The organism is Methyloversatilis discipulorum (assembly GCF_000527135.1).
GTDB lineage: Bacteria > Pseudomonadota > Gammaproteobacteria > Burkholderiales > Rhodocyclaceae > Methyloversatilis > Methyloversatilis discipulorum.
The window spans coordinates 129187-152041 of the sequence record NZ_AZUP01000001.1 but is presented as its reverse complement, the minus strand read 5'-3'; the positions used below and the strand labels follow the sequence as shown (position 1 = coordinate 152041).

Annotated in this window: 26 protein-coding genes; 3 read left to right on the top strand and 23 right to left on the bottom strand. The window is 63.9% G+C overall.

The window, feature by feature from the left end:
• Window positions 1-4: 4 nt before the first annotated feature.
• Entirely contained in the window at window positions 5-1465 is a 1461-nt protein-coding gene (gene guaB / locus METFAM1_RS0100730; protein WP_019917547.1) for an IMP dehydrogenase, read from the bottom strand.
• A 106-nt stretch (window positions 1466-1571) separates the two neighbouring features.
• Between guaB and METFAM1_RS0100725 the strand changes: the two genes are divergently transcribed.
• The gene (locus METFAM1_RS0100725; protein ID WP_019917546.1) at window positions 1572-2009 is read left to right on the top strand and encodes a DUF4124 domain-containing protein; all 438 of its coding nucleotides are present in this window, start codon (window positions 1572-1574) and stop codon (window positions 2007-2009) included.
• 9 nt (window positions 2010-2018) lie between these two features.
• On the opposite strand, the gene METFAM1_RS0100720 is transcribed toward METFAM1_RS0100725, so the two are convergent.
• Both METFAM1_RS0100720 and METFAM1_RS0100715 read right to left on the bottom strand, forming a co-directional pair.
• The gene (locus METFAM1_RS0100720) at window positions 2019-2342 is read right to left on the bottom strand and encodes an RnfH family protein (RefSeq protein WP_019917544.1); all 324 of its coding nucleotides are present in this window, start codon (window positions 2340-2342) and stop codon (window positions 2019-2021) included.
• Window positions 2342-2785, bottom strand: a complete 444-nt coding sequence (locus METFAM1_RS0100715; protein ID WP_019917543.1) for a type II toxin-antitoxin system RatA family toxin — start codon at window positions 2783-2785, stop codon at window positions 2342-2344. Before METFAM1_RS0100715 ends, METFAM1_RS0100720 begins: the two co-directional genes overlap by 1 nt.
• Window positions 2786-2878: 93 nt before the next feature.
• Here METFAM1_RS0100715 and smpB point away from each other — a divergent pair, with 93 nt between their 5' ends.
• The gene (smpB, locus tag METFAM1_RS0100710; RefSeq protein WP_019917542.1) at window positions 2879-3325 is read left to right on the top strand and encodes an SsrA-binding protein SmpB; all 447 of its coding nucleotides are present in this window, start codon (window positions 2879-2881) and stop codon (window positions 3323-3325) included.
• Window positions 3326-3334: 9 nt separating this feature from the next.
• Here smpB and METFAM1_RS0100705 read toward each other — a convergent pair whose 3' ends face one another.
• Window positions 3335-3760: a hemerythrin domain-containing protein gene (locus METFAM1_RS0100705; RefSeq protein WP_019917541.1), complete on the bottom strand. Its 426-nt coding sequence runs from the start codon at window positions 3758-3760 to the stop codon at window positions 3335-3337.
• Between the two features lie 162 nt (window positions 3761-3922).
• Here METFAM1_RS0100705 and folK point away from each other — a divergent pair, with 162 nt between their 5' ends.
• Complete coding sequence (gene folK, locus METFAM1_RS0100700) at window positions 3923-4423, top strand: 2-amino-4-hydroxy-6-hydroxymethyldihydropteridine diphosphokinase (RefSeq protein WP_019917539.1); 501 nt, start codon at window positions 3923-3925, stop codon at window positions 4421-4423.
• A 120-nt stretch (window positions 4424-4543) separates the two neighbouring features.
• On the opposite strand, the gene METFAM1_RS0100695 is transcribed toward folK, so the two are convergent.
• From METFAM1_RS0100695 to pstA, 19 genes are all read right to left on the bottom strand, one after another.
• Window positions 4544-5092, bottom strand: coding sequence for an NUDIX domain-containing protein (locus tag METFAM1_RS0100695; RefSeq protein ID WP_019917537.1), 549 nt, complete (start codon window positions 5090-5092; stop codon window positions 4544-4546).
• A gap of 7 nt (window positions 5093-5099) precedes the next feature.
• Window positions 5100-6581, bottom strand: coding sequence for an NADH-quinone oxidoreductase subunit NuoN (nuoN, locus tag METFAM1_RS0100690; protein ID WP_019917536.1), 1482 nt, complete (start codon window positions 6579-6581; stop codon window positions 5100-5102).
• A 12-nt stretch (window positions 6582-6593) separates the two neighbouring features.
• Entirely contained in the window at window positions 6594-8072 is a 1479-nt protein-coding gene (locus METFAM1_RS0100685) for an NADH-quinone oxidoreductase subunit M (RefSeq protein ID WP_019917535.1), read from the bottom strand.
• A gap of 102 nt (window positions 8073-8174) precedes the next feature.
• Window positions 8175-10196: an NADH-quinone oxidoreductase subunit L gene (gene nuoL / locus METFAM1_RS0100680; protein ID WP_024300341.1), complete on the bottom strand. Its 2022-nt coding sequence runs from the start codon at window positions 10194-10196 to the stop codon at window positions 8175-8177.
• A gap of 5 nt (window positions 10197-10201) precedes the next feature.
• Window positions 10202-10513 (bottom strand): NADH-quinone oxidoreductase subunit NuoK, encoded by a 312-nt coding sequence (gene nuoK, locus METFAM1_RS0100675; RefSeq protein ID WP_020165274.1) that lies wholly within the window; start codon window positions 10511-10513, stop codon window positions 10202-10204.
• 17 nt (window positions 10514-10530) lie between these two features.
• On the bottom strand, window positions 10531-11133 hold the full coding sequence (locus tag METFAM1_RS0100670) for an NADH-quinone oxidoreductase subunit J (RefSeq protein WP_020165275.1): 603 nt from the start codon (window positions 11131-11133) through the stop codon (window positions 10531-10533).
• A gap of 57 nt (window positions 11134-11190) precedes the next feature.
• On the bottom strand, window positions 11191-11670 hold the full coding sequence (nuoI, locus tag METFAM1_RS0100665) for an NADH-quinone oxidoreductase subunit NuoI (RefSeq protein WP_198291215.1): 480 nt from the start codon (window positions 11668-11670) through the stop codon (window positions 11191-11193).
• A 19-nt stretch (window positions 11671-11689) separates the two neighbouring features.
• Window positions 11690-12757, bottom strand: a complete 1068-nt coding sequence (gene nuoH, locus METFAM1_RS0100660; protein WP_019917529.1) for an NADH-quinone oxidoreductase subunit NuoH — start codon at window positions 12755-12757, stop codon at window positions 11690-11692.
• On the bottom strand, window positions 12757-15081 hold the full coding sequence (gene nuoG, locus METFAM1_RS0100655) for an NADH-quinone oxidoreductase subunit NuoG (RefSeq protein ID WP_019917528.1): 2325 nt from the start codon (window positions 15079-15081) through the stop codon (window positions 12757-12759). Before nuoG ends, nuoH begins: the two co-directional genes overlap by 1 nt.
• Window positions 15075-16409, bottom strand: coding sequence for an NADH-quinone oxidoreductase subunit NuoF (nuoF, locus tag METFAM1_RS0100650; RefSeq protein WP_019917527.1), 1335 nt, complete (start codon window positions 16407-16409; stop codon window positions 15075-15077). The genes nuoG and nuoF overlap by 7 nt, the downstream gene beginning before the upstream one ends.
• 76 nt (window positions 16410-16485) lie before the next feature.
• On the bottom strand, window positions 16486-16968 hold the full coding sequence (gene nuoE / locus METFAM1_RS0100645; protein WP_019917526.1) for an NADH-quinone oxidoreductase subunit NuoE: 483 nt from the start codon (window positions 16966-16968) through the stop codon (window positions 16486-16488).
• A gap of 22 nt (window positions 16969-16990) precedes the next feature.
• A complete protein-coding gene (locus METFAM1_RS0100640; protein WP_019917525.1) occupies window positions 16991-18244 on the bottom strand; it encodes an NADH-quinone oxidoreductase subunit D in 1254 nt (417 codons plus the stop codon).
• A complete protein-coding gene (locus METFAM1_RS0100635; protein ID WP_019917524.1) occupies window positions 18237-18839 on the bottom strand; it encodes an NADH-quinone oxidoreductase subunit C in 603 nt (200 codons plus the stop codon). Before METFAM1_RS0100635 ends, METFAM1_RS0100640 begins: the two co-directional genes overlap by 8 nt.
• A 5-nt stretch (window positions 18840-18844) precedes the next feature.
• Complete coding sequence (locus METFAM1_RS0100630) at window positions 18845-19321, bottom strand: NuoB/complex I 20 kDa subunit family protein (protein ID WP_008058281.1); 477 nt, start codon at window positions 19319-19321, stop codon at window positions 18845-18847.
• A gap of 54 nt (window positions 19322-19375) precedes the next feature.
• A complete protein-coding gene (locus METFAM1_RS0100625) occupies window positions 19376-19732 on the bottom strand; it encodes an NADH-quinone oxidoreductase subunit A (protein ID WP_019917521.1) in 357 nt (118 codons plus the stop codon).
• Window positions 19733-19879: 147 nt separating this feature from the next.
• On the bottom strand, window positions 19880-20251 hold the full coding sequence (gene secG / locus METFAM1_RS0100620) for a preprotein translocase subunit SecG (protein WP_019917520.1): 372 nt from the start codon (window positions 20249-20251) through the stop codon (window positions 19880-19882).
• Window positions 20252-20260: 9 nt separating this feature from the next.
• Window positions 20261-21010, bottom strand: coding sequence for a triose-phosphate isomerase (gene tpiA / locus METFAM1_RS0100615; protein ID WP_019917518.1), 750 nt, complete (start codon window positions 21008-21010; stop codon window positions 20261-20263).
• Between the two features lie 91 nt (window positions 21011-21101).
• Entirely contained in the window at window positions 21102-21887 is a 786-nt protein-coding gene (gene pstB, locus METFAM1_RS0100610; protein ID WP_019917517.1) for a phosphate ABC transporter ATP-binding protein PstB, read from the bottom strand.
• Window positions 21888-21930: 43 nt separating this feature from the next.
• Window positions 21931-22854 carry a phosphate ABC transporter permease PstA gene (gene pstA, locus METFAM1_RS0100605; protein WP_019917515.1) on the bottom strand — a complete coding sequence of 308 codons (924 nt, stop codon included), beginning with the start codon at window positions 22852-22854 and terminating at the stop codon, window positions 21931-21933.
• Window position 22855: the final 1 nt, after the last annotated feature.

Genomic DNA, 22855 nt, shown 5'->3' with positions numbered 1-22855 from the left:
CCCCTCAATCCACGTGATAGTTCGGCGCTTCCTTGGTGATCTGCACGTCGTGCACGTGCGACTCGCGAATGCCGGCCGAGGTGATCTCGACGAACTGCGCCTTCGAGCGCATTTCGTCCACCGTGGCGCAGCCGCAATAGCCCATCGATGCGCGCAGACCGCCCATCAGCTGGGTGATCACGTTCACCACCGGGCCCTTGTAAGGCACACGGCCTTCGACGCCTTCCGGCACCAGCTTGTCGGCATTCGACGCCGGGTCCTGGAAGTAGCGGTCGGCGGCGCCCTGCTGCATCGCGCCGAGCGAACCCATGCCGCGGTAGGACTTGTAGGAACGGCCCTGGAACAGTTCGATCTCGCCCGGCGCTTCCTCGGTACCGGCCAGCAGGCCGCCCAGCATGACGGCGTTGGCGCCGGCAGCGACCGCCTTGGCGATGTCGCCCGAGTAGCGGATGCCGCCGTCGGCGATCATCGGCACATCGGTCGACGCGAGTGCGGTGGCGACGTTGTCGATGGCGGTGATCTGCGGCACGCCGACACCGGCGACGATGCGGGTGGTGCAGATCGAGCCGGGGCCGATGCCGACCTTGACGCCGTCGGCGCCGGCATCGACCAGCGCGCGGGCAGCGTCGGCGGTGGCGATGTTGCCGCCGATCACGTCGATGTGCGGGAAGGTGCGCTTGACCCAACTGACGCGTTCGAGCACGCCCTGCGAGTGGCCGTGCGCGGTGTCGACGACGATGACGTCAACGCCGGCTTCGGCCAGCGCGGCGGCGCGGTCTTCGGTGCCTTCACCGACACCGATCGCGGCGCCGACACGCAGGCGGCCATGTGCGTCCTTGGCGGCCAGCGGGTGTTCGGTCGACTTCAGCATGTCCTTGACCGTGATCAGGCCACGCAGCGTGTCGTTCTCGCCCAGCACCAGCACGCGCTCTAGGCGGTTCTTGTGCATCAGCGAACGCGCTTCATCGAGCGACGCGCCTTCGCGCACGAACACGACGCGCTCGCGCGGCGTCATGATGCGCGAGACCGGCTGGTCGAGATTGGTTTCGAAACGCAGGTCGCGGTTAGTCACGATGCCGACCACGCGCTCACCGTCGAGCACCGGAAAACCGGAAATGCGGTGGCTGCGTGTCAACCCGTGCAGCTCGCGAACCGTCATGTCGGGAGAGATGGTGATCGGGTCCTTCAGGACGCCGGCCTCGAAACGCTTCACCTTGGCCACTTCGGCGGCCTGCTGCTTGGCGGTGAGGTTCTTGTGGATGATCGCGAGGCCGCCTTCCTGGGCCAGCGCGATGGCCAGCCGGGCTTCGCTGACGGTGTCCATCGCGGCGGACATCAGCGGAAGATTGACGCGGATATTGCGGGAGATACGGGTACTGAGACTGACGTCGCGCGGCAGCACGTTGGAGTGCGCCGGCACGAGGAGCACGTCGTCGAAGGTCAGCGCCTTCTGGATAACACGCATGACTACTTTCCCAACTAGCAAAAACGTATTATACGCCGGTCGACGCAGCCGTCTGCACCCGGCCCTGAAAGCCGCGCCAGAAGGCGCTCAATCGAGGAGTTGTGAAGTGCTCGTCCGTATCGCCGCAGCCGTGCTGCTCAGTGTTCCGCTCGCCTGCGCCGCCCAGGTCTACCAGTACAAGGACGCCCAGGGACGCACCGTTTTTTCCGACACCCCGCCGCCGGGCGCCAACGCAACGAAGAAGAACATCAATCCGCCGCCGCCGTCCGGCGATGGTTCGGGTTCGGTGCAGGAAAAGCTGCAGGAGTTCCAGAAGCGCCGCGACGAACGGCTGGAATCGGAAGCCAAACAGGCGAAGGAGAAGGCCGAGAAAGAGCGGATGGCCGAGAACTGCACGCGGGCGCGCAGCAAGCTTGCCGCGCTGCAATCGGGTCAGCGCATCGTGCGCTTCAACACGCAGGGCGAACGCGAATTCCTCGACGACGCCGGGCGCGCGAAGGAAATGGAAGACGCGCAGAAGTCGGTGTCGGAGTGGTGCAAGTAAGGGCGCGGATCAGGCCGCCGGTTCGGCCTCACCGCCGCCCTTCTTGAGTACCTTGCCCTCGGCGGCGCGCTGTCGCCGCACTTCCTTCGGGTCGGCAATCAACGCACGGTAGATTTCGACGCGGTCGCGATCGCGCAGCACCTGGTCGGCCTTGACCAGCTTGGAGAACACGCCGAGCTTGTTCTTCGCCAGATCGATGTCCGGATACTTCTGCAGCAGTCCGGAAGCCTCGACTGCCTGCTGCGCAGTGGCGCCTGCGACCAGTTCCATCGTCACGATGTCCTGCCGCTCGGGCAGCGCATAGGCAACCTGCACGTGGATCTTGTCGCTCATCACTGCGTTCCCTGTCCGTACTGGCGATCGGCCTGCTTCACGAAGGCGTCGACAAAGGTGTTGGCGATATGGCTGAACACCGGACCGACCACCTTCTCGATCAGCCGGCTCGAAAATTCGTAATGCAGGTTGAACTCGATCTTGCAGGCGGCCTCGCCCAGCGGCGCGAACAGCCAGGTGCCGTCGAGCCGGTTGAACGGCCCTTCAACCAGGCGGATGGTCATGCTGCGCGGGAACACCTTGTCGTTGGCGGTGACGAAGTGGGCCTTGACGCCGTGGTAGTTGATGTCGATGCGCGCGCGCGTCAGCACGTCGGTGCGTTCGATCAGCTGGCTGCCGCCGCACCAGGGCAGGAACTGCGGATAGTGTTCCACGTCATCGACGAGGCGGAACATCTGTTCGGCACTGCGCTCGATGAGCACGGTTTTTCGGACTTCAGCCATGTCATCAGAAGGTAAAATCGCAATTCTATCCGCGGCAGCGCCCCCTACGCAGCCCCGATTTCATTTCAGCACGTCCCTCACCGGTTTCACTTCATGAGCATTGCCGACAACAAGAAGGCCTTTCACGACTACTTCATCGAGGAACGCTTCGAAGCGGGTCTGGTGCTCGAAGGCTGGGAGGTGAAGGCAATCCGCGCTGGCCGCACGCAGCTGAAGGAAGCCTACGTGGTGCTCAAGGGCGAAGAGGTGTACGTGATCGGCATGCACGTGTCACCACTGCCGACCGCCTCCACTCACATCAAGCCCGATCCGACGCGCAGCCGCAAGCTGCTGCTGCACGCGAACGAGATCAGCAAGCTGATCGGTCTGGTCGAGCGCGCCGGCTACACGCTGGTGCCGCTGAACCTGCACTACACCCGTGGCCGCATCAAGCTGGAGATCGGTCTGGCCAAGGGCAAGAAGCAGTTCGACAAGCGCGAGACCGAGAAGCAACGTGACTGGGAGCGCGAGAAGGCGCGCCTGATGCGCGACCGGGTCTGAGCGGGACGATCAGGCTTCCGCCAGTTCCGGCAGCGTGGTCTGCGCGTCGTAGCCGGTGCGCGCGATGTGCTCGGCCAGCATGGTGTCCATGGTCGAGGCGTGGTGCTCGAACCACACCGGCAGTTCGCGTACCAGCGTGCGCACGATGCCCGCGTCCCCCGCCGCCGCCAGGCGTCTGACCTCGCGCAGCACCTCGAGCACGCGCTCGTGTTCGCCGCGATGACAGTGCAGCGGCGGAAAGTCCGACGCTTCCATCCACGCGTCCTCCTGCGCGAAATGCGCTTCGGTGTGCGCCACCAGTTCATCGAGTACCGGCAGCGCAGCGGGTGCCGTCGCATCGTCGAGACGGGCCAGCAGTTGCATGAATTCGCGGTGGATGTCGTCCATCGGCGCCAGACCGAGTACGTGTTCCTGTTTCAGTTCAAGTGCGGACATCGCGTCTCCTTGCGGTGATGGCGCGCACTGTGCCCGCCGGGCGGACGGTGCACCTTGATCCAGATTAGGTTTGCGCCGTGTCGCGGCCGCCACAATGGCGCCGCGGCGCGGAGGCGCCACGGCCGGCGGTGCTAAAGTTCGGCCAGATCAAGAGAACACGACATGAGCCAAGAAGCCTCCACCCACATCGCCCACATCGGGCTCGGCGCTAACCTGGCGGATCCGGAAAAGCAGGTACGCGCAGCACTCGACGAACTGGCCGCTGCGCCGGGCATCGTGCTCGAACGGAAGTCGTCGCTCTACCGCACGGCGCCGATCGGCTACGACAATCAGCCCGATTTCATCAACGCCGTTGCGCGCGTACGCACGACGCTGGAACCGCAGGCCCTGCTCGACGCCCTGCTCGACATCGAGCGCACGCACGGCCGCGTACGCGAATTCCTGAACGCACCGCGTACACTGGACCTCGACGTGCTGCTGTACGAGGACCGCGTGATCAACACCGACACGCTGAACGTGCCGCACCCGCGCGCGCATCTGCGCGCTTTCGTGCTGCTGCCGCTGCTGGAGGTATCTCCGGACGTGGTGATTCCGGGCATCGGGCCGGCGAGCGCCTGGCTCGCCCACTGCCAGGACCAGCCGATTCAACGCATCGCCGAATAAGTCAGCCGTCGCGGTCGGTGGCGCCCTCGTCGGACGCGGACGCCGCAGTCGCTATCACCTCATTCTGTCGCGATTGATGGCCCCGGTGGGCCGACGGATCAGCGACGCAGATGCCGGGGCTCAGAAGCCCTGTGCGAACACGCGCTGCGCCCAGATAAGGGCGGCCAGTGTCTTGGCGTCGGTCAGTTCGCCGCGCCACACGGCCGACATCGCGGCCTCCAGCGAAAGCGCGGTCACTTCGAGGAATTCACCTTCGTCGAGCGAGGCACCGACATGGCGCAGGCCGCGGGCGAGGAAGATTTCGATGCGTTCGTCGGAATAGCCGATGCAGGGGTGCATCGTGCCGAGGTGTTCCCAGCTGTCGGCCTCGTGGCCGGTTTCCTCGCGCAGTTCGCGGATGGCCGTCTGTTCGATCGGTTCGCCCGGGTCGATCTTGCCGGCCGGAAATTCGAGGAAGACACGGCGCGGGCCGTAGCGGAACTGGCGCTCGAACACCATGCGCCCGTCCGGCAGGATGGCGATGATGACCACCGCCCCCGGATGCTTGACGTACTCGCGGACCGCCTGCTTGCCGTCCGGCAGCCTGACCTGATCCTGATAGACCTTCAGCAGGACGCCGTCGTAGACCTGACGGCTGTCCAGCGTGCTTTCCGTCAGGTCGTCCGCCATCCGTCGCTTACTTCAGCGCCTGACCGAGGGCCGACGCGCACAATGCGAGCAGCGATTGCGGCATCAGGCCGATCAGCGCGATCGCAAGCGCATTGACCGACAGCAGCGCGCGCATTTCGGTCGAGGCGACCAGCGGGCTGTTGTCGAGCGGTTCGTCGAAGTACATCAGCTTGACGACGCGCAGGTAGAAGAAGGCGCCGATCAGCGACAGCAGTACGGCGAACACGGCGGTGTAGATGTAGCCGGCCGCGACGACCGCCTGCAGCACGGCGAGCTTGGCGAAGAAGCCGATGAAGAACGGAATGCCGGCCATCGAGAACATGACCATCATCAGCACCGCAGCGAACCATGGGCTGCGACGGTTCAGGCCCTTCAGGTCGTCCAGCGTTTCCGCCTCGACGCCGGCGCGGGTCAGCACCAGCAGCGTACCGAAGGCGGCAGCGCTCATCAGCACGTAGGCGATGGTGTAGAACATCGCGCTGCCGAAGGCGTAAGAGAGGTGGATATCACCCGAGGCACGCAGTTCGATCACGCCGCTGACCAGACCGAGCAGCATGAAGCCCATGTGCGAAATGGTCGAGTAGGCCAGCATGCGCTTGACGTTGGTCTGCGCAATGGCGACCACGTTGCCGAGCGCGATCGACAGAATGGCGAGCAGCATCAGCATCTGCTGCCACTCGACCGCCAGCGTCGGCAGGCCGTCGACCAGCAGGCGGATCGCCATTGCGAAACCGGCCAGCTTCGGCGCCGAGCCGATCAGCAGCGTGATCGCGGTCGGCGCGCCGTGATAGACGTCGGGAATCCACATGTGGAACGGCACGACGCCGATCTTGAAGGCCAGGCCGGCAACGAGGAAGACCAGGCCGAAACGCAGCACGTCCATATTGGTGGCCGGGTCGGACAGCTTGCGGGCGATGGCCGAGATTTCCAGCGTGCCGGTCGCACCGTAGATCATCGACATGCCGTAAAGCAGCAGGCCGGACGCTAGCGCGCCGAGCACGAAGTACTTCATCGCCGCTTCGGTCGAGCGCGCCGATTCGCGGTCCAGCGCGACCAGCGCATAGATGGCCAGCGACAGCAGTTCCAGGCCCAGGTAGAGCGTCAGGAAGTGATTGGCCGAAATCATCACCTGCATGCCCAGCGTGGCGAACAAGACGAGCAGGTAGTACTCGCCACGCTCCAGACCGCGCGCCATCAGGTAATCGCGGCTATAGACGACGACGGCGAACACGGTGATGTAGAGACAGCTCTTCAGCACGTCGGCGAGGCGGTCATCGACGAACATGCCGCTGAACGTGAGCGTCGTGTCCGGCCCGGCGGTGCCGAACTGGATGGCGAAGGCGCCGGCCAGCGTCGCCAGCGTGAGCAGGTAAGGCAGCCAGCCCTGGCGTTCGGACTTGAAGAGGTCTGCGAGCAGCACGACGCAGGCCATCACCAGCACGAAGATTTCGGCCGATGCGGGGAAGAAGTCAGGCAGAGGGAAGTTCATTCTTTTGGTCCGTCAGAGCTTGCCGGCTGCGACATGGTCGAGCAGCTGGTTCACGGTCGCATGCATGATTTCGGTCACCGGCTGCGGCCAGATGCCCATGGCCAGCGTGCACACCGCCAGCACGCCAAGGATGAGCATTTCGCGCGCATTGATGTCGCTCAGTTCGGCGACGTGGCTGTTGGCGACGTCGCCGAACACCACGCGCTTGTACATCCACAAGGTGTAGGCCGCGCCGAGGATCAGCGTGGTGGCCGCGGCAAAGCCGGTCCAGAAATTGAACTGGATGGCGCCGAGCACGACCATGAATTCGCCGATGAAGCCGGAGGTGGCCGGCAGACCGGCGTTGGCCATCGCGAACAGCAGGAACAGCGCGGCGAACTTCGGCATCGTGTTCACGACGCCGCCGTAGTCGGCGATGTTGCGGGTGTGCATGCGGTCGTACAGCACGCCGATGCAGAGGAACATCGCGGCCGACACGAAACCGTGCGAAATCATCTGCACCAGGGCGCCTTCGATGCCCAGCGGATTGAAGATGAAGAAGCCCAGCGTGACGAAGCCCATGTGCGAGATCGACGAATAGGCGACCAGCTTCTTCATGTCGGTCTGCGCCAATGCGACCAGGCCGATGTAGATGACGGCGATCAGCGACAGGCCGATCACCACCGGCGCGAAATGCTGGGCCGCGTCCGGCACGATGGGTAGCGAGAAGCGCAGGAAGCCGTAGGCACCGAGCTTCAGGCCGATCGCCGCCAGCACGGCCGAACCGCCGGTCGGCGCCTCGACGTGGGCGTCCGGCAGCCAGGTGTGCACCGGCCACATCGGCACCTTCACCGCGAAGCTGGCGAAGAAGGCCCAGAAGATCAGCGACTGCACAGTCATCGCCAGCGGCTCGCGGTGCCAGTCAAGGATGGCGAAGCTGCCGCTCTTGTGGAACAGGTAGAGCAGCGCGACCAGCATCAGCAGCGAGCCGAGCAGCGTGTAGAGGAAGAACTTGAAGGCCGCATAGACGCGGTTCTTGCCGCCCCACACACCGATGACCAGATACAGCGGGATCAGCGACGCTTCGAAGAAGACGTAGAACAGGATGCCATCGAGCGCCGAGAAGATGCCGTTCAGCAGGCCCGACATGATCAGGAAGGCGGCGAAGTACTGCGAGGGCTTGTACTCGATCACCGTCCAGCCGGCCATCACCACCAGCACCGTGATGAAGCTGTTCAGGATGACGAAGGGCATCGAGATGCCATCGACACCGAGGTGGTAATTGATGTTGTAGTCGCGCACCCAGGGCATCAACTCGACGAACTGCATGCCGGCACTGGCGGTATCGAAGCCGGTGTAGAGCGGAATCGTGACCAGGAAGCCGAAGATGGCCGTGACCAGCGCGATCAGTTTCGAGAAGGCCACATTACGGCCGTCGCCACTGGCGAGCACGAGCAGACCACCGGCAATCGGCAGCCATACGGCAAGACTGAGAAGGGGAATATCGGTCATTTCTTTGTTTGTTCAGCCGACACGTTCACCGGTCAGGGCAACCGCGTCTGGCACTCCCTCTGAATTCACGCCACGGGCGGCATCCTCACCGCCCGCACCACATCACTTGAAGCCCAGTCTCCACAGCAGCAGGAGACAGACACCGATCACCATTGCAAACGCGTAGCGGTAGATGTACCCGGTCTGTATGCCGCGGGCGAGGCGCGCAAACGCACCGACAGCCGAGGCGGAACCGTTGATCAGCACACCGTCGATGATCGTGCGGTCGCCCGCGGCCCACAGGCCGCGACCCAGCAGACGGGCGCCACCGGCGAAGACGATCTCGTTGAAGCGGTCGAAGTAGTACTTGTTCTCGAGCACCGCATTGATCGGGCGGAAGATCGGCGCGATGCGGCCCGGCAGCGAGGGCATCGCGATGTACATGACCCATGCCAGCACGACGCCACCCAGCGCGAGCCAGAACGGCAGCGCGGTAAAGCCGTGCATCGCCATACCGGCGGCCGAGTGGAAGTGCTCGCCGACCTTGGCCAGCACGTCGTGCTCCGGCAGCACCGTCACGACGCCATCGAACCAGTCGCCGAACAGCATGGGCTGCACGGTGAAGTAGCCGATGAACACCGACGGGATGGCCAAGAGCGCCAGCGGCACCCACACCACCCACGGCGACTCGTGCGGCTTCTCGCCCGGCGCCAGACCGTGGTGCTCGTCGTGATGGTCATCGTCGTGATGATCGTCGCCGTGCGCGTGATGATCGTCGTGCGCCTTGCCGAAGTTCTCCGGGCCATGGAACACGCGGAAATACATGCGGAAGGAGTAGAAGGCGGTGATGAACACACCCGCAACCACGCAGAAGTAGGCGTAGCCGGCGCCCGGGATCGTCGAGAAATGCACCGCCTCGATGATCGAGTCCTTCGAGTAGAAGCCGGACAGGAAAGGCACACCGATCAGCGCCAGCGAACCGAGCAGCGAGGTGAACCAGGTGATCGGCATGTACTTCCACAGGCCGCCCATATTGCGCATGTCCTGATCGTGGTGCATGCCCATGATGACCGAGCCGGCACCCAGGAACAGCAGCGCCTTGAAGAAGGCGTGGGTCATCAGGTGGAACACCGCGGCCGAATAGGCGGAAACGCCCAGCGCCACGGTCATGTAGCCCAGCTGCGACAGTGTCGAGTAGGCGACGACGCGCTTGATGTCGTTCTGGATGATGCCAAGGAAGCCCATGAACAGCGCAGTGGTCGCACCGATCACCAGCACGAAGGACAGCGCGGTTTCCGACAACTCGAACAGCGGCGACATACGGGTGACCATGAAGATGCCGGCGGTCACCATCGTTGCCGCGTGGATCAGCGCCGAAATCGGGGTCGGGCCTTCCATCGAATCCGGCAGCCACACGTGCAGTGGCACCTGAGCCGACTTGCCCATGGCGCCGATGAACAGGCCGATACACACCGCGGTCAGCAGCGGCCAGTCGGTACCGGCGACCGTCATGGCCACCAGTTCCTCGCGCTTGGCGAACACCTCGGCGTAATTGAGCGTGCCGGCGTAGGCGGCAATCAGGCCGATGCCGAGCAGGAAGCCGAAGTCACCGACGCGGTTCACCAGGAAGGCCTTCAGGTTGGCGTACACCGCGGTCGGGCGCTTGAACCAGAAGCCGATCAGCAGATAGGAAACCAGACCCACCGCTTCCCAACCGAAGAACAGCTGCACGAAGTTGTTGCTCATGACGAGCATCAGCATCGAGAAGGTGAACAGCGAAATGTAGGAGAAGAAGCGGTTGTAGCCGGGGTCTTCGGCCATGTAGCCGATGGTGTAGAGGTGCACCATCAGCGACACCGAGGTGACCACCAGCATCATCATCACGGTCAGCTTGTCGATCTGGAAGCCGATTTCCATCTTCAGATCGCCGCTGGTCGCCCAGGTGTAGAGCGCGCCATTGAAGCTGTTGCCGGCCTGCACGTCCTGGAAGATGACCCAGGACGCGACCAGCGCCACGGCGACGCCGAGGATGGTGACGCTGTGCGCGACCCAGCGCGGAATGACGCGGCAGAACAGGCCGGCGATGATGGCGCCGAACAGCGGCGCGAGCGGGACGAGCAGATAGAGCTTTTGCATCGATGTCATGTCGCTCAACCTTTCAGGCTGTCCAGATCATCGACGTGGATGGTGTTCAGATTGCGGAACAGCACCACGAGGATGGCCAGCCCGATCGCGGATTCCGCGGCGGCTACGGTAAGGATGAAGAAAACGAAGATCTGGCCGGACGGGTCGCCGAGGTAGTGCGAGAAGGCGACGAAATTCATGTTCACCGCCAGCAGCATCAGTTCGATCGCCATCAGCAGAACGATGAGGTTCTTCCGGTTAAGGAAGATGCCGACCACGCTGATCGCGAACAGCACGGCGCCCAGCATCAGGAAATAGGAAAGGGGCAAGGAGGTCATGTCGTGCGCTTCTTTTCTCAGTCTTTCTCGGCCGGCATCGACACCAGGCGCACGCGGTCTTCGCGGCGCACCGCGATCTGCTTGGCCGGTTCCTGGAACTTGGTGTCCTTGCGCTTGCGCATGGTCAGCGCAATGGCCGCGATGATGGCGACCAGCAGGATGACCGAGGCCAGTTCGAACGGATACACGTACTCGGTGTAGATCAGACGGCCCAGTTCCTTGGTGTTGCTGTAGCCGGCGGCGGCGGCTTCAGGCGCCGGCATGCGGTCCGCCGAGAAGTACTTCGCGCCCAGCACGGCGAACATCTCGGCCAGCATCAGGCCGGCGACGATGAGGCCCGGTACCAGATTCGCCCAGAAGCCCTCGCGCATCCGCTCGATGTTGATGTCCAGCATCATCACGACGAAGAGGAAGAGCACCATCACCGCGCCGACATAGACCAGCACCAGCGCGATGGCGAGGAACTCGGCCTGCAACAGCATCCAGATGCCACCGGCGGTGAAGAAGGACAGCACCAGGTAAAGCGCCGCGTGCACCGGGTTGCGCGCAGTGATCACGCGCAGCGATGCAGCGACCAGGATGGCGCTGAGAAAGAAGAAAACTGCGGTCTGGAAATCCATCATCGGTTCGTTCTTGTCCGTTCCCTTGAGCCCTGCCCGCTCGCGCGGGCCCGGCCATCAGCGGTATTTCGAGTCCGCTTCCCTGTCCTTGGCGATCTGCGTTTCATAGCGGTCGCCAACGGCCAGCAGCATCTGCTTGGTGTAGTACAGGTCGCCGCGCTTTTCACCGTGGTACTCGAGCACGCGCGTTTCGACGATGGCGTCGACCGGACAGGCTTCTTCGCAGAAACCGCAGAAGATGCACTTGGTCAGGTCGATGTCGTAACGCGTGGTACGACGGGTGCCGTCGTCGCGCTGATCCGACTCGATGGTGATGGCCATCGCCGGGCACACCGCCTCGCACAGCTTGCAGGCGATGCAGCGCTCCTCGCCGTTCGGATAGCGGCGCAGTGCGTGCAGACCGCGGAAACGCGGCGACTGCGGCGTCTTCTCTTCCGGAAACTGCAGGGTGATCTTGCGCGCGAACAGGTGACGGCCGGTCAGTGCCATGCCCTTCACCAGTTCGGTCAGCATCAGCCCGCCGAACAAATCTCTCATCGAACCCATAACGCGTCCCTTACTTCCAGATCGACAGCGGAGACATCATCCAGCCGCCGATGAACACGAGCCACACGATGGTGACCGGGATGAAAACCTTCCAGCCCAGACGCATGATCTGGTCATAGCGGTAGCGCGGGAAGGTCGCGCGCAGCCACAGGAAGAAGAACAGGCAGAAAGCGCTCTTCGCTGCCAGCCAGTGGAAACCGTCCGGCAGGAAGCCGACCGGCGACAGCCAGCCGCCGAGGAACATGATCGAGGTCAGCGTCGCGATCAGGATCATGTTGGCGTATTCGGCCAGGAAGAACAGCGCGAACGCCATGCCCGAGTATTCGATCATGTGACCGGCCACGATTTCCGACTCGCCTTCCACCACGTCGAACGGCGAGCGGTTGGTTTCTGCCACGCCGGCGATGAAGTAGACGATGAACATCGGGAACAGCGGCAGCCAGTTCCACGACAGCACGCCCAGGCCCATGTTGGCGAACATGCCCTCGCCCTGCCCGCGCACGATGTCCGACAGGTTCAGGCTCTGCGACACCATCAGCACGGTCACCAGCGCGAAGCCCATGGCGATTTCGTAGGCGACGATCTGCGCCGCCGAACGCAGGCTGCCGAGGAAGGCGTACTTCGAGTTCGACGCCCAGCCGGCGATGATGACGCCGTACACGCCCATCGACGTGATGGCCATGATGTAGAGCAGACCGGCATTGATGTCGGCCAGCACCAGACCGTCGTTGAACGGGATCACCGCCCAAGCGGCCAGCGACGGCGCAAGCGCCAGCACCGGTGCGAGCACGAACAGCGTCTTGCTCGATGCCGACGGCAGCACGATTTCCTTGAACAACAGCTTCAGGCCGTCGGCGATCGGCTGAGCCAGACCGCCCAGCGCCTTGATGCCGAAGAAGGTGACGCGGTTCGGACCGTTGCGCACCTGCATCCAGCCGATGATCTTGCGCTCGGCCAGCGTCAGGTAGGCGACACAGCCCATCAGCGGCAGGATGATCGCGAAGATCTTGACCAGGGTCCACACCGGCACCCAGGCGGCGCCGAGCAGGTCCTGCACGGGTTGCAGCAGCGCGTCCATTACAGGGCCTCCACGTTCAGGATGCCGGACAGCGTGCCCAGCGGCGCGGTCTGCGGCCAGCCGGCCGACACGCGCACGCAGCCTGCCGGCACGGTGTCATCCAGCGCCAGATCGAGTTCACACGACCAGGCCGAACCGCGCACGCGGACGCGCTTCGTCTCGGTCAGGCCGTGCGCTGCGGCCGTTGCCGCATTCACGCAGGCCGTCGGCGCGGCTGAATCGCGCGCGGCAGCCAGTGCCGGTGCGCGACGCACCAGCGCGTCGTTGCGGTAGATCGGGAAATCGGCGATGCGCTGCAGGCCACTCACCGAGGACGGACGCGCGAACGCGACATCGCTCGCCGTGTTGTCCAGCTTGTACTCGGGCAGCCAGCCATTGGCACCGGCCAGCGCTTCGTCACGCACGGCTTCCGACGAATCGAACTTGAAACCGCCCAGTTCGAGCATGCTGCCGAGCACGCGCAGCACCTTCCACGCCGGACGGGTTTCGCCCTTCGGACGCACGACGGCGTGGAAGCTCTGGATGCGGCCTTCGCAGCTCACATAGGTGCCGGAGGTTTCGGTGAAGGGCGACACCGGCAGCAGACAGTCGGCGTAGTCCAGACCGGTCTTGAACGGCGACATGACGATGACCGTGTCGGCGCCCTTCAGCGCCTCGACCGCCATCGGCGCATTGGCCGCATCGACTTCGGGTTCGGTGTGCAGCAGCACATAGGCGCGCAGGCCGCCGAGCAGCATCTGCTGCGCGTTCAGGCCGGATTGCGCACCAACGGCGGCAGCGCCGACGCTGTTCGCGGCTTCGCCCAGATAACCCAGCGTGGCGCCGGTCAGACGCGCCAGTTCCTGCGCCAGTGCGTGCAGGCCGGCGGCGTCCGGGTGCTGCTGGACGACGGAACCGAGGAAGATGGCGCGTTCGCCGTCGTCGCACAGACTCTGTGCAGTGCGGCGAGCCGCATCCGACACTTCGGCCGATTCAGCACCGGCGGGCACGGCGACGCCGCGGATGTCGGCCGCGGCCTTGACCAGCGCGGCCAGTTCGCCGGCCAGTGCCGACGGCGCGACGGTGACACGTGCGAACGTGGTCATCAGCCAGTCTTCATTGCTGACGCCGAGCGCGCTGACGCGGGTGCCGCGACGGGCCGCCTGACGCAGGCGCTGCGCCATCAGCGGGTGATCTTTGCGCAGGAAGCTGCCGACGACCAGCGCTGCGGACAGCTTCGATACGTCGGCCACCTTCATGCCCAGCCAGGGGATGCCGGCCAGCTTGCCGTCCAGACCGAAATCGGTCTGGCGCAGACGGTGGTCGATGTTGCCACCACCAAGGCCGCGCATCAGTTGCGCGCCCAGATAGAGTTCTTCGGTCGTCGAGTACGGCGCGGCCAGCATGCCGATCTTTGCGGCGCCGTGTTCGTCGGCGACGCGCTTCAGGCTGTTGGCGGCGTATTCGAGCGCGGTCTGCCAATCGACCTCGATCCACTTGCCGTCCTGCTTGATCATCGGCGTGGTCAGACGATCGTCGCTGTTCAGCGCTTCGTAGGAGAAGCGGTCACGGTCGGAAATCCAGCACTCGTTGACCTCTTCGTTCTCCAGAGGCAGCACGCGCTTCACTTCGTCGTGCTTGATCTGGACGACGAGATTGGTGCCCAGGCTGTCGTGCGGACTCACGGTCTTGCGGCGCGACAGTTCCCAGGTACGGGCGGAATAACGGAAGGGCTTGGACGTCAGCGCGCCGACCGGGCACAGGTCGATCATGTTGCCCGACAGTTCGGAATCGACGGTGTGACCGACGAAGGTCATGATTTCCGAATGTTCGCCGCGGTTGGCCATGCCCAGCTCCATGACGCCGGCGATTTCCTGGCCGAAGCGCACGCAGCGGGTGCAGTGGATGCAGCGGGTCATGTCGGTCGAAATCAGCGGACCGAGATCCTTGTTCATCACCACCCGCTTCTCTTCCTGGTAGCGGGAGGCCGACGCACCGTAACCCACGGCGAGATCCTGCAACTGGCATTCGCCGCCCTGATCGCAGATCGGGCAGTCCAGCGGGTGATTGATCAGCAGGAACTCCATCACGCCCTTCTGCGCGGTGATGGCCTGGTCGGAATGCGTCTGCACCTTCATGCCGTTGGTGACCGGCGTGGCACACGCGGGCAGCGGCTTCGGCGCGCGCTCGACCTGCACCAGACACATCCGGCAGTTGGCGGCGATGGACAGTTTCTTGTGATAGCAGAAGTGCGGAATGTGCATGCCCAGACGGTTGGCCGCATCCATCACGGTGCTGCCGTCCGGCACTTCCAGCTTCTGGCCGTCGATCTCGATCTCTAGCATGCTGCGTGTTCCACGTAAATGCGGCTGCCTTCGCGCTGCACGTCCAGCGGGACGAGGCAGTGCTTGTGCTCGACGTGATACTCAAATTCGGACCGGAAGTGCTTGATGAAGCTCTTCACCGGGAAAGCGGCGGCGTCGCCCAGCGCGCAGATGGTGCGGCCGGCGATGTTGCTGGCGACGTTGTCCAGCGTGTCGAGGTCGTCCGGGCGGCCCTGGCCGTGCTCGATGCGATGCACCATGCGGTACAGCCAGCCGGTGCCTTCGCGGCAGGGCGTGCACTGGCCGCAGGATTCCTCGTGATAGAAGTAGGACAGACGCTCCAGCGACTTCACCATGCAGGTGGTTTCGTCCATCACGATGACCGCGCCGGAGCCGAGCATCGAGCCGGCCTTGGAGATGGAGTCATAGTCCATCGTGCAGTCCATCATGATGTCGGCCGGCAGCACCGGTGCCGACGAACCGCCGGGAATGACCGCCTTCAGCTTGCGACCACCGCGCATGCCGCCGCACATTTCGAGCAGCGCCGCGAACGGCGTGCCGAGCGGGATTTCATAGACGCCCGGGCGATTGACGTGGCCGGACACCGAGAAGATCTTGGTGCCGCCGTTGTTCGGTTTGCCCAGCGACTGGAAGGCCTCGCCGCCGTTGTTGATGATCCACGGAATGGCCGCGAAGGTTTCCGTGTTGTTGATCGTGGTCGGCTTGCCGTACAGGCCGTGACTGGCCGGGAAAGGCGGCTTGAAACGCGGCTGGCCCTTCTTGCCTTCGATCGATTCGAGCAGCGCGGTTTCTTCGCCGCAGATGTAGGCGCCCCAGCCATGGTGCGCGAACAGGTCGAAATCGAAGCCCTTGCCGAGGATGTTCTTGCCAATGAAGCCGGCAGCGCGCGCTTCGGCCAGCGCTTCCTCGAAGCGCTGGTACAGCGAGAAAACTTCGCCGTGGATGTAGTTGTAGCCGCGGGTGCAGCCCATCACGAAACCGGCGATGGCCATGCCCTCGATGACCAGGTGCGGGTTGTAGCGCAGCAGGTCGCGGTCCTTGAAGGTGCCCGGTTCGCCTTCGTCCGAGTTGCAGACGACGTACTTGTCCATCGGGAACTGGCGCGGCATGAAGCTCCACTTCAGGCCGGTCGGGAAACCAGCGCCGCCACGGCCGCGCAGGTCCGATTTCTTCACCTCGGCGATGATCTGGTCCGCCGTCATGCCGGATTCGAGAATCTTGCGCAGCGCCGAATAGCCGCCGCGCTTGATGTAGTGCTCGATGCCCCAGGTGTTGTCGCCGTCGAGGCCGGCGAGCAGGATGGCTTGCGGGTTCTCAGGGGCGTTCATTTCAGTACTCGCAGAGCCGTCTCAAGAGTGCTGAAGCCCCCTCGGGGGGCAGCGAATGCAATGAGCGTGGGGGTAGTCATTTCAGTTCGTCCAGCAGTGCGTCGATCTTCTCGCGGCTCATCCAGCTGCACAGACGCGTGTTGTTCACGATGATGGCCGGCGCGTCGCCGCACACACCCATGCACTCGCCTTCCTTCAGCGTGAAGCGGCCGTCGGCGGTGGTTTCGTTGAAACCGATGCCGAGTTTCTCCTTCACGTACTCGGCGGCCTGCTCGCCGCCGGACAGCGCACAGGGCAGATTCGTGCAGACGGTGATCTTCCAGCGACCGACCGGCTTCACGTCGTACATGTTGTAGAAGGTGGCCACTTCCATCGCCGCCATCGGCGGGATGTTCAGATGCAGGGCCACGGCTTCGATCGCCTCCGGCGACAGCCAGCCGTTCTGTTCCTGCGCGATGCGCAGGCCGGCCATCACGGCGGAGATCGCCTGGCCTTCGGGGTACTTCGCGACTTCGCGGTCGATCGCCGCGCGCGACGCTTCACTCAGCGAGAAACTCATTCTGTCCATGCTCACCGGATGCTTATCGGTCAATCTCGCCGAACACGATGTCCATCGTGCCGATGATGGCGACGACGTCGGAGATCATGTGTCCGCGGGACATTTCATCCATCGCCGCCAGGTGTGCGAAACCGGGCGCGCGGATTTTCAGGCGGTAGGGCTTGTTGGCGCCGTCCGACATCGCGTAGATGCCGAACTCGCCCTTCGGGTGCTCCACCGCCGCATAGCACTCGCCTTCCGGCACGTGGATGCCTTCGGTGAACAGCTTGAAGTGGTGGATCAGCTCTTCCATATTGCCCTTCATCGCTTCGCGCGACGGCGGTGCAACCTTGTGGTTGGGGCTGATGACCGGGCCCGGGTTCTTGCGCAGCCAGTCGATGCACTGACGGATGATGCGGTTGGACTGGCGCATCTCCTCGATGCGGACCAGATAGCGGTCGTAGCTGTCGCCATTGGTGCCGACCGGGATGTCGAAATCCATGCGGTCGTAGACTTCGTACGGCTGCTTCTTGCGCAGGTCCCAGGCAATGCCCGAACCACGCAGCATCGGGCCGGTGAAGCCCAGCGCCTTGGCACGTTCCGGCGTCACGATGCCGATGTCGACCAGACGCTGCTTCCAGATGCGGTTGTCGGTGAGCAGGGTTTCGTACTCATCGACATAGCGCGGGAAGCGGTCGGTGAAATCCTGCAGGAAGTCGAGCATCGAACCGCTGCGGTTCTCGTTCAGGCGTTTGATCGCCTCGGCGTTCTTGAACTTGTTCGCCTGGTACTGCGGCATCGTGTCCGGCAGATCGCGATAGACGCCACCCGGACGATAGTAGGCCGCGTGCATGCGTGCGCCTGACACCGCCTCATAGGCGTCCATCAGGTCTTCGCGCTCGCGGAAGGCGTACAGGAACACCGTCATCGCGCCGACGTCGAGCGCGTGCGCGCCAAGCCACAGCAGGTGGTTCAGGATGCGGGTGATCTCGTCGAACATGACGCGGATGTACTGCGCACGCTCCGGCACGTCGATCTGCAGCAGCTTCTCGATCGCCATGCAGTAGGCGTGCTCGTTGCACATCATCGACACGTAGTCGAGACGGTCCATGTAAGGCACGCTCTGCACCCAGGTGCGGGTTTCGGCCAGCTTCTCGGTCGCACGGTGCAGCAGACCGATGTGCGGGTCGGCGCGCTGGACGACTTCGCCGTCCAGTTCGAGCACCAGGCGCAGCACGCCGTGGGCCGCCGGATGCTGCGGCCCGAAGTTCATCGTGTAGTTGCGGATCTCAGCCATGGCCGACGTCCCCGTAGTTTTCTTCGCGCACGACGCGCGGCGTGACTTCGCGCGGTGCGATGGTGACCGGCTGGTAGATGACCCGCTTGGTTTCCGGGTCGTAGCGCATTTCGACGTGACCCGAAATCGGGAAGTCCTTGCGGAAGGGGTGACCGACGAAACCGTAATCGGTCAGCAGGCGGCGCAGGTCGCCATGGCCGGCGAACATGATGCCGAACAGGTCGAAGGCTTCGCGCTCGAACCAGTTGGCCGCCGGCCACACGTCGTTCACCGAGGCGATGACCGGAAAGTCCTCGTCCGACACGAAGGCGCGCAGGCGCAGGCGCAGGTTGGCGGCGATCGACATCAGATGCACGACGACCGCGTAGCGCGCGCCCGACGAGCGGGTGGCGTGCGTCGACAGATCGAGGCCGCAGAGGTCGATCAGCTGTTCGAACGGCGTATCGGCGTGATCGCGCAGTGCGACCGCGATGTCGTGGTAGTCGTCGGCGCCGACCTCGATGGTCAGCTCGCCCAGTTCGACGGCAGCAGTGCGGATCTTGTCGCCGAACTGCGCCGTCAGCGCGTCGCGCAGGGATTCAATGCGTGTGCTCATGACGTTCAGCGGGCGATGGTGCTGGTGCGGCGGATCTTGTTCTGCAGCTGCATCAGACCGTAGATCAGCGCCTCGGCCGTCGGCGGACAGCCCGGCACATAGACGTCGACCGGCACGATGCGGTCGCAGCCGCGCACCACCGAGTAGGAGTAATGGTAGTAGCCGCCGCCGTTGGCACAGGAGCCCATCGACAGCACCCAGCGCGGCTCGGGCATCTGGTCATAGACGCGACGCAGCGCCGGCGCCATCTTGTTGCACAGCGTCCCGGCCACGATCATCAGATCGGACTGCCGGGGGCTGGGGCGAAACACGATGCCGAAGCGGTCGAGGTCGTAACGCGAAGCACCCGCCTGCATCATCTCGACAGCACAGCAAGCCAGACCGAAGGTCATCGGCCACAGGGAGCCGGTGCGGGTCCAGTTGATCAGCTTGTCGAGCTGAGTCGTGACGAAGCCTTCCTGAAGAACGCCTTCAATGCTCATCGATCAATCCGTCGTAATAACTTAATTGGGCAAACGCCCGACCGCCTGGCAGGATCACTCCCAGTCCAGCGCGCCCTTCTTCCATTCGTAGACGAAACCCACGACCAGAATGCCGAGGAAAATCATCATCGCGACAAAACCGAACATGCCGATCTCTTCGAGCACGATGGCCCACGGGAAGAGGAAGGCGATTTCCAGGTCGAACAGGATGAACAGGATGGCCACGAGGTAGTAGCGCACGTCGAACTTCATGCGCGTGTCTTCGAACGCTTCGAAGCCGCACTCGTAGGGGGAGAGCTTGTCGGGATCCGGGCGGCTGGGGCCGACCAGCTTGCCGGCGATCATCGGCACGAAACCGAAACCGATGCCGATGAGAATGAACAGAAGGATCGGAAAGTATTCGATCAACATGACGGGTTATTCATGCGTGAAATCATTTCCGGCGGCACGGGGAGTAATCCGGGGCCGGCTCACGGCGCACTACCGATCGGCTGCGCACCACGTTGCACTGCAGCGTGAAACGCGCGGAGTATAGCGCGTTTCACGACCAATGCGGACTTACTTGGGAATATCCGCCGCCTTGGAATCAGGCTGGGCGGGCGTTGCAGCCGGTTGTTGCGGTGCGTCAGGTGTAGCGGGAACGGTGACAGTCTTGGCCGCATCGATGACCGAACTGGCACCCGACTTCGGCTGATTGGTCGCCATATAGCTCAGCGCAAGACTGGTGCAGAAGAACACTGCAGCGAGCGCAGCGGTCGTGCGGCTCAGGAAGTTCGCCGAACCGGACGAACCGAACAGGCTGCCCGAAGCACCACTGCCGAAGGCGGCACCCATGTCGGCGCCCTTGCCATGCTGCAGCAGTACCAGAACGATGACACCGATGCCGACCAGCACGTGGACCGACAGCACAAGCGAAAAAACGATACCCATCAAATCACCTCAGGATGCTGCAGCGGCCACGATGGCGAGGAAATCCCCGGCCACCAGCGACGCACCGCCAATAAGTCCACCATCGATATCCGCCTGACCGAAAAGCTCGGCGGCGTTCTGCGGCTTGACACTGCCGCCGTAAAGAATCGTCGCGCGCGCGGCGACGTCGGCACCGCACCACGCGGCCAGTCGCCCGCGGATGAAGGCATGCACCGCCTGCGCCTGAGCCGGCGTCGCCGTCTTGCCGGTGCCGATGGCCCACACGGGTTCGTAGGCGATCACGCAGGCAGCCAGTGCCGCCGCGCCACCGCGCTCGAACACCGCCTTGAGCTGACGCTCGACCACGGCTTCGGTGACCCCGCCCTCGCGTTCGTCCAGCGTTTCGCCGACGCACAGGATGGGCTGCAGCTTGACGGCGAGCGCGGCATCGACCTTGGCGGCGACACGCTCGTCGGTGTCGCCGAACAGCGCGCGCCGTTCAGAATGACCGACGATGACGTAACGGCACCCGAAGTCGTTCAGCATCGCACCGGACACTTCGCCGGTATAGGCGCCGACCGCGTGCTCGCTCAGATCCTGTGCGCCCCACGCAATGGCCGAACCTTCGAGCAGCGACTTCGCCTGCTGCAGATAGGGGAAGGGCACGCACACCGCCGACGGACATCCCTGCCCGCCTGCTTCGCGCAGCGCACCGAGCAGCGCCGCATTGGCGTCCAGCCCGCCATGCATCTTCCAGTTGCCTACGACCAGTTTTCGCATCGCCAAAACGCTCGCGCGCCAAAAGCAAAACCCCGGATTCTAGCGCATCGCAGCGCAAAAATCCGGGGCTCGGCAGACGGCGGGGCTAGGATCAGCCGAAGCGGCCGGTGATGTAGTCCTCGGTTTCCTTCTTCTGCGGCTTGATGAAGATCTGGTCGGTCAGGCCGAACTCGACCAGCTCGCCCATATACATGTAGGCGGTGTAGTCAGATACCCGCGCCGCCTGCTGCATGTTGTGGGTGACGATGAGGATGGTCACCTTGTCCTTCAGCTCGGTCACCAGCTCTTCGATGCTGGCGGTGGCGATCGGGTCGAGCGCCGAGGTCGGCTCGTCGAACAGGATGATTTCCGGATCGGTCGCCAGCGCGCGTGCGATGCACAGACGCTGCTGCTGGCCGCCGGACAGATTGGCGCCCAGCTCGTTCAGGCGGTTCTTCACTTCGTCCCACAGCGCCGCACCGCGCAGCGCCTGCTCCACCCGCTCGTCGATCACCGAGCGACGCTTTTCGCCGCGCACACGCAGGCCGTAGGCCACGTTCTCGTAGATCGACTTGGGGAAGGGGTTCGGCTTCTGGAACACCATGCTGATGCGCATGCGCACCTCGATCGGATCGACGTCGTCGTCGAGCAGATTGGTGTTGTCCGGGTGCAGCAGGATCTTGCCGTCGTAGCGGTTGCCCGGATACAGGTCGTGCATGCGGTTGAAACAGCGCAGCAGCGTCGACTTGCCGCAACCTGACGGGCCGATCAGCGCAGTCACCTTCTTCTCGTGCACCGGCATGTTGATGCCCTTCAGCGCATGGAAGGCACCGTAGTGGAAATTCAGATTCTTGACTTCGGCCTTGGCAGCGGAGCGCACATCGGTCGCAGTGATCATGGTCGGATTCTCGTGAAGGTTGTATACGGTGCGGATGATCGGCTTACCACTTGATGTTGCGGCGCAGGCGGTAGCGCAGCCAGATCGCTACGCCATTCATCGCCAGCGTCATGAAGACCAGGATGAAGCCGGCCGCAGCGGCATTGACCTGGAAAGCCGCTTCCGGACGCGAGGTCCAGTTGAACATCTGGATCGGCATCACGGTGAAGGGCGCCGTCAGCCATTCGAAGTTGATGAAGGGGAACACGTCGGTCACCGGCGCCGGCGGCAGGAAGGCGATGAAGGTGAGCGCGCCGATGGTGATGATGGGCGCCGTTTCGCCGATCGCACGTGCCATGCCGATGATGACGCCGGTCAGGATGCCGGCGCTCGAATACGGCACGATGTGATCGCGCACCGTCTGCCAGGTCGTTGCGCCGCAGGCGTACGCACCCTCGCGCACCATCTGCGGAATCGCACGGATCGATTCGCGCGTCGCCACGATGACCACCGGCAGGATGAGCAGGCCCAGCGTCAGGCCGGCCGACAGGATGGACTGACCGAAGCCGAACTTGTACACGAACAGCCCCAGCGCCAGCAGGCCATAGACGATGGACGGCACGCCCGCGAGGTTGGTCACGTTGATTTCGATGATGTCGGTGACCCAGTTCTTCGGCGCGTACTCTTCCAGATAGATGCCGGCCGCCACGCCCAGCGGCACCGCCGAGAAGGCGGTCACCAGCATCACCAGTATGGTGCCGACCCAGGCCGACAGGATGCCGGCGCTGCCGGCGCGACGCGACGGGAAATTGGTCAGGAAGTCATAGTCGATACGCGCCGCCCCCTTGATCGCCATGTCGGCGAACAGCACGGTCAGCGTGAGCACGCCGATCATCAATGCGAGCAGCCCGAGCAGACCGAACAGCATGTCCCAGCGCTTGTGGCGCGTGATGATGGCCCGGATGGCCTGGATGTCCTGTTGGTTCATG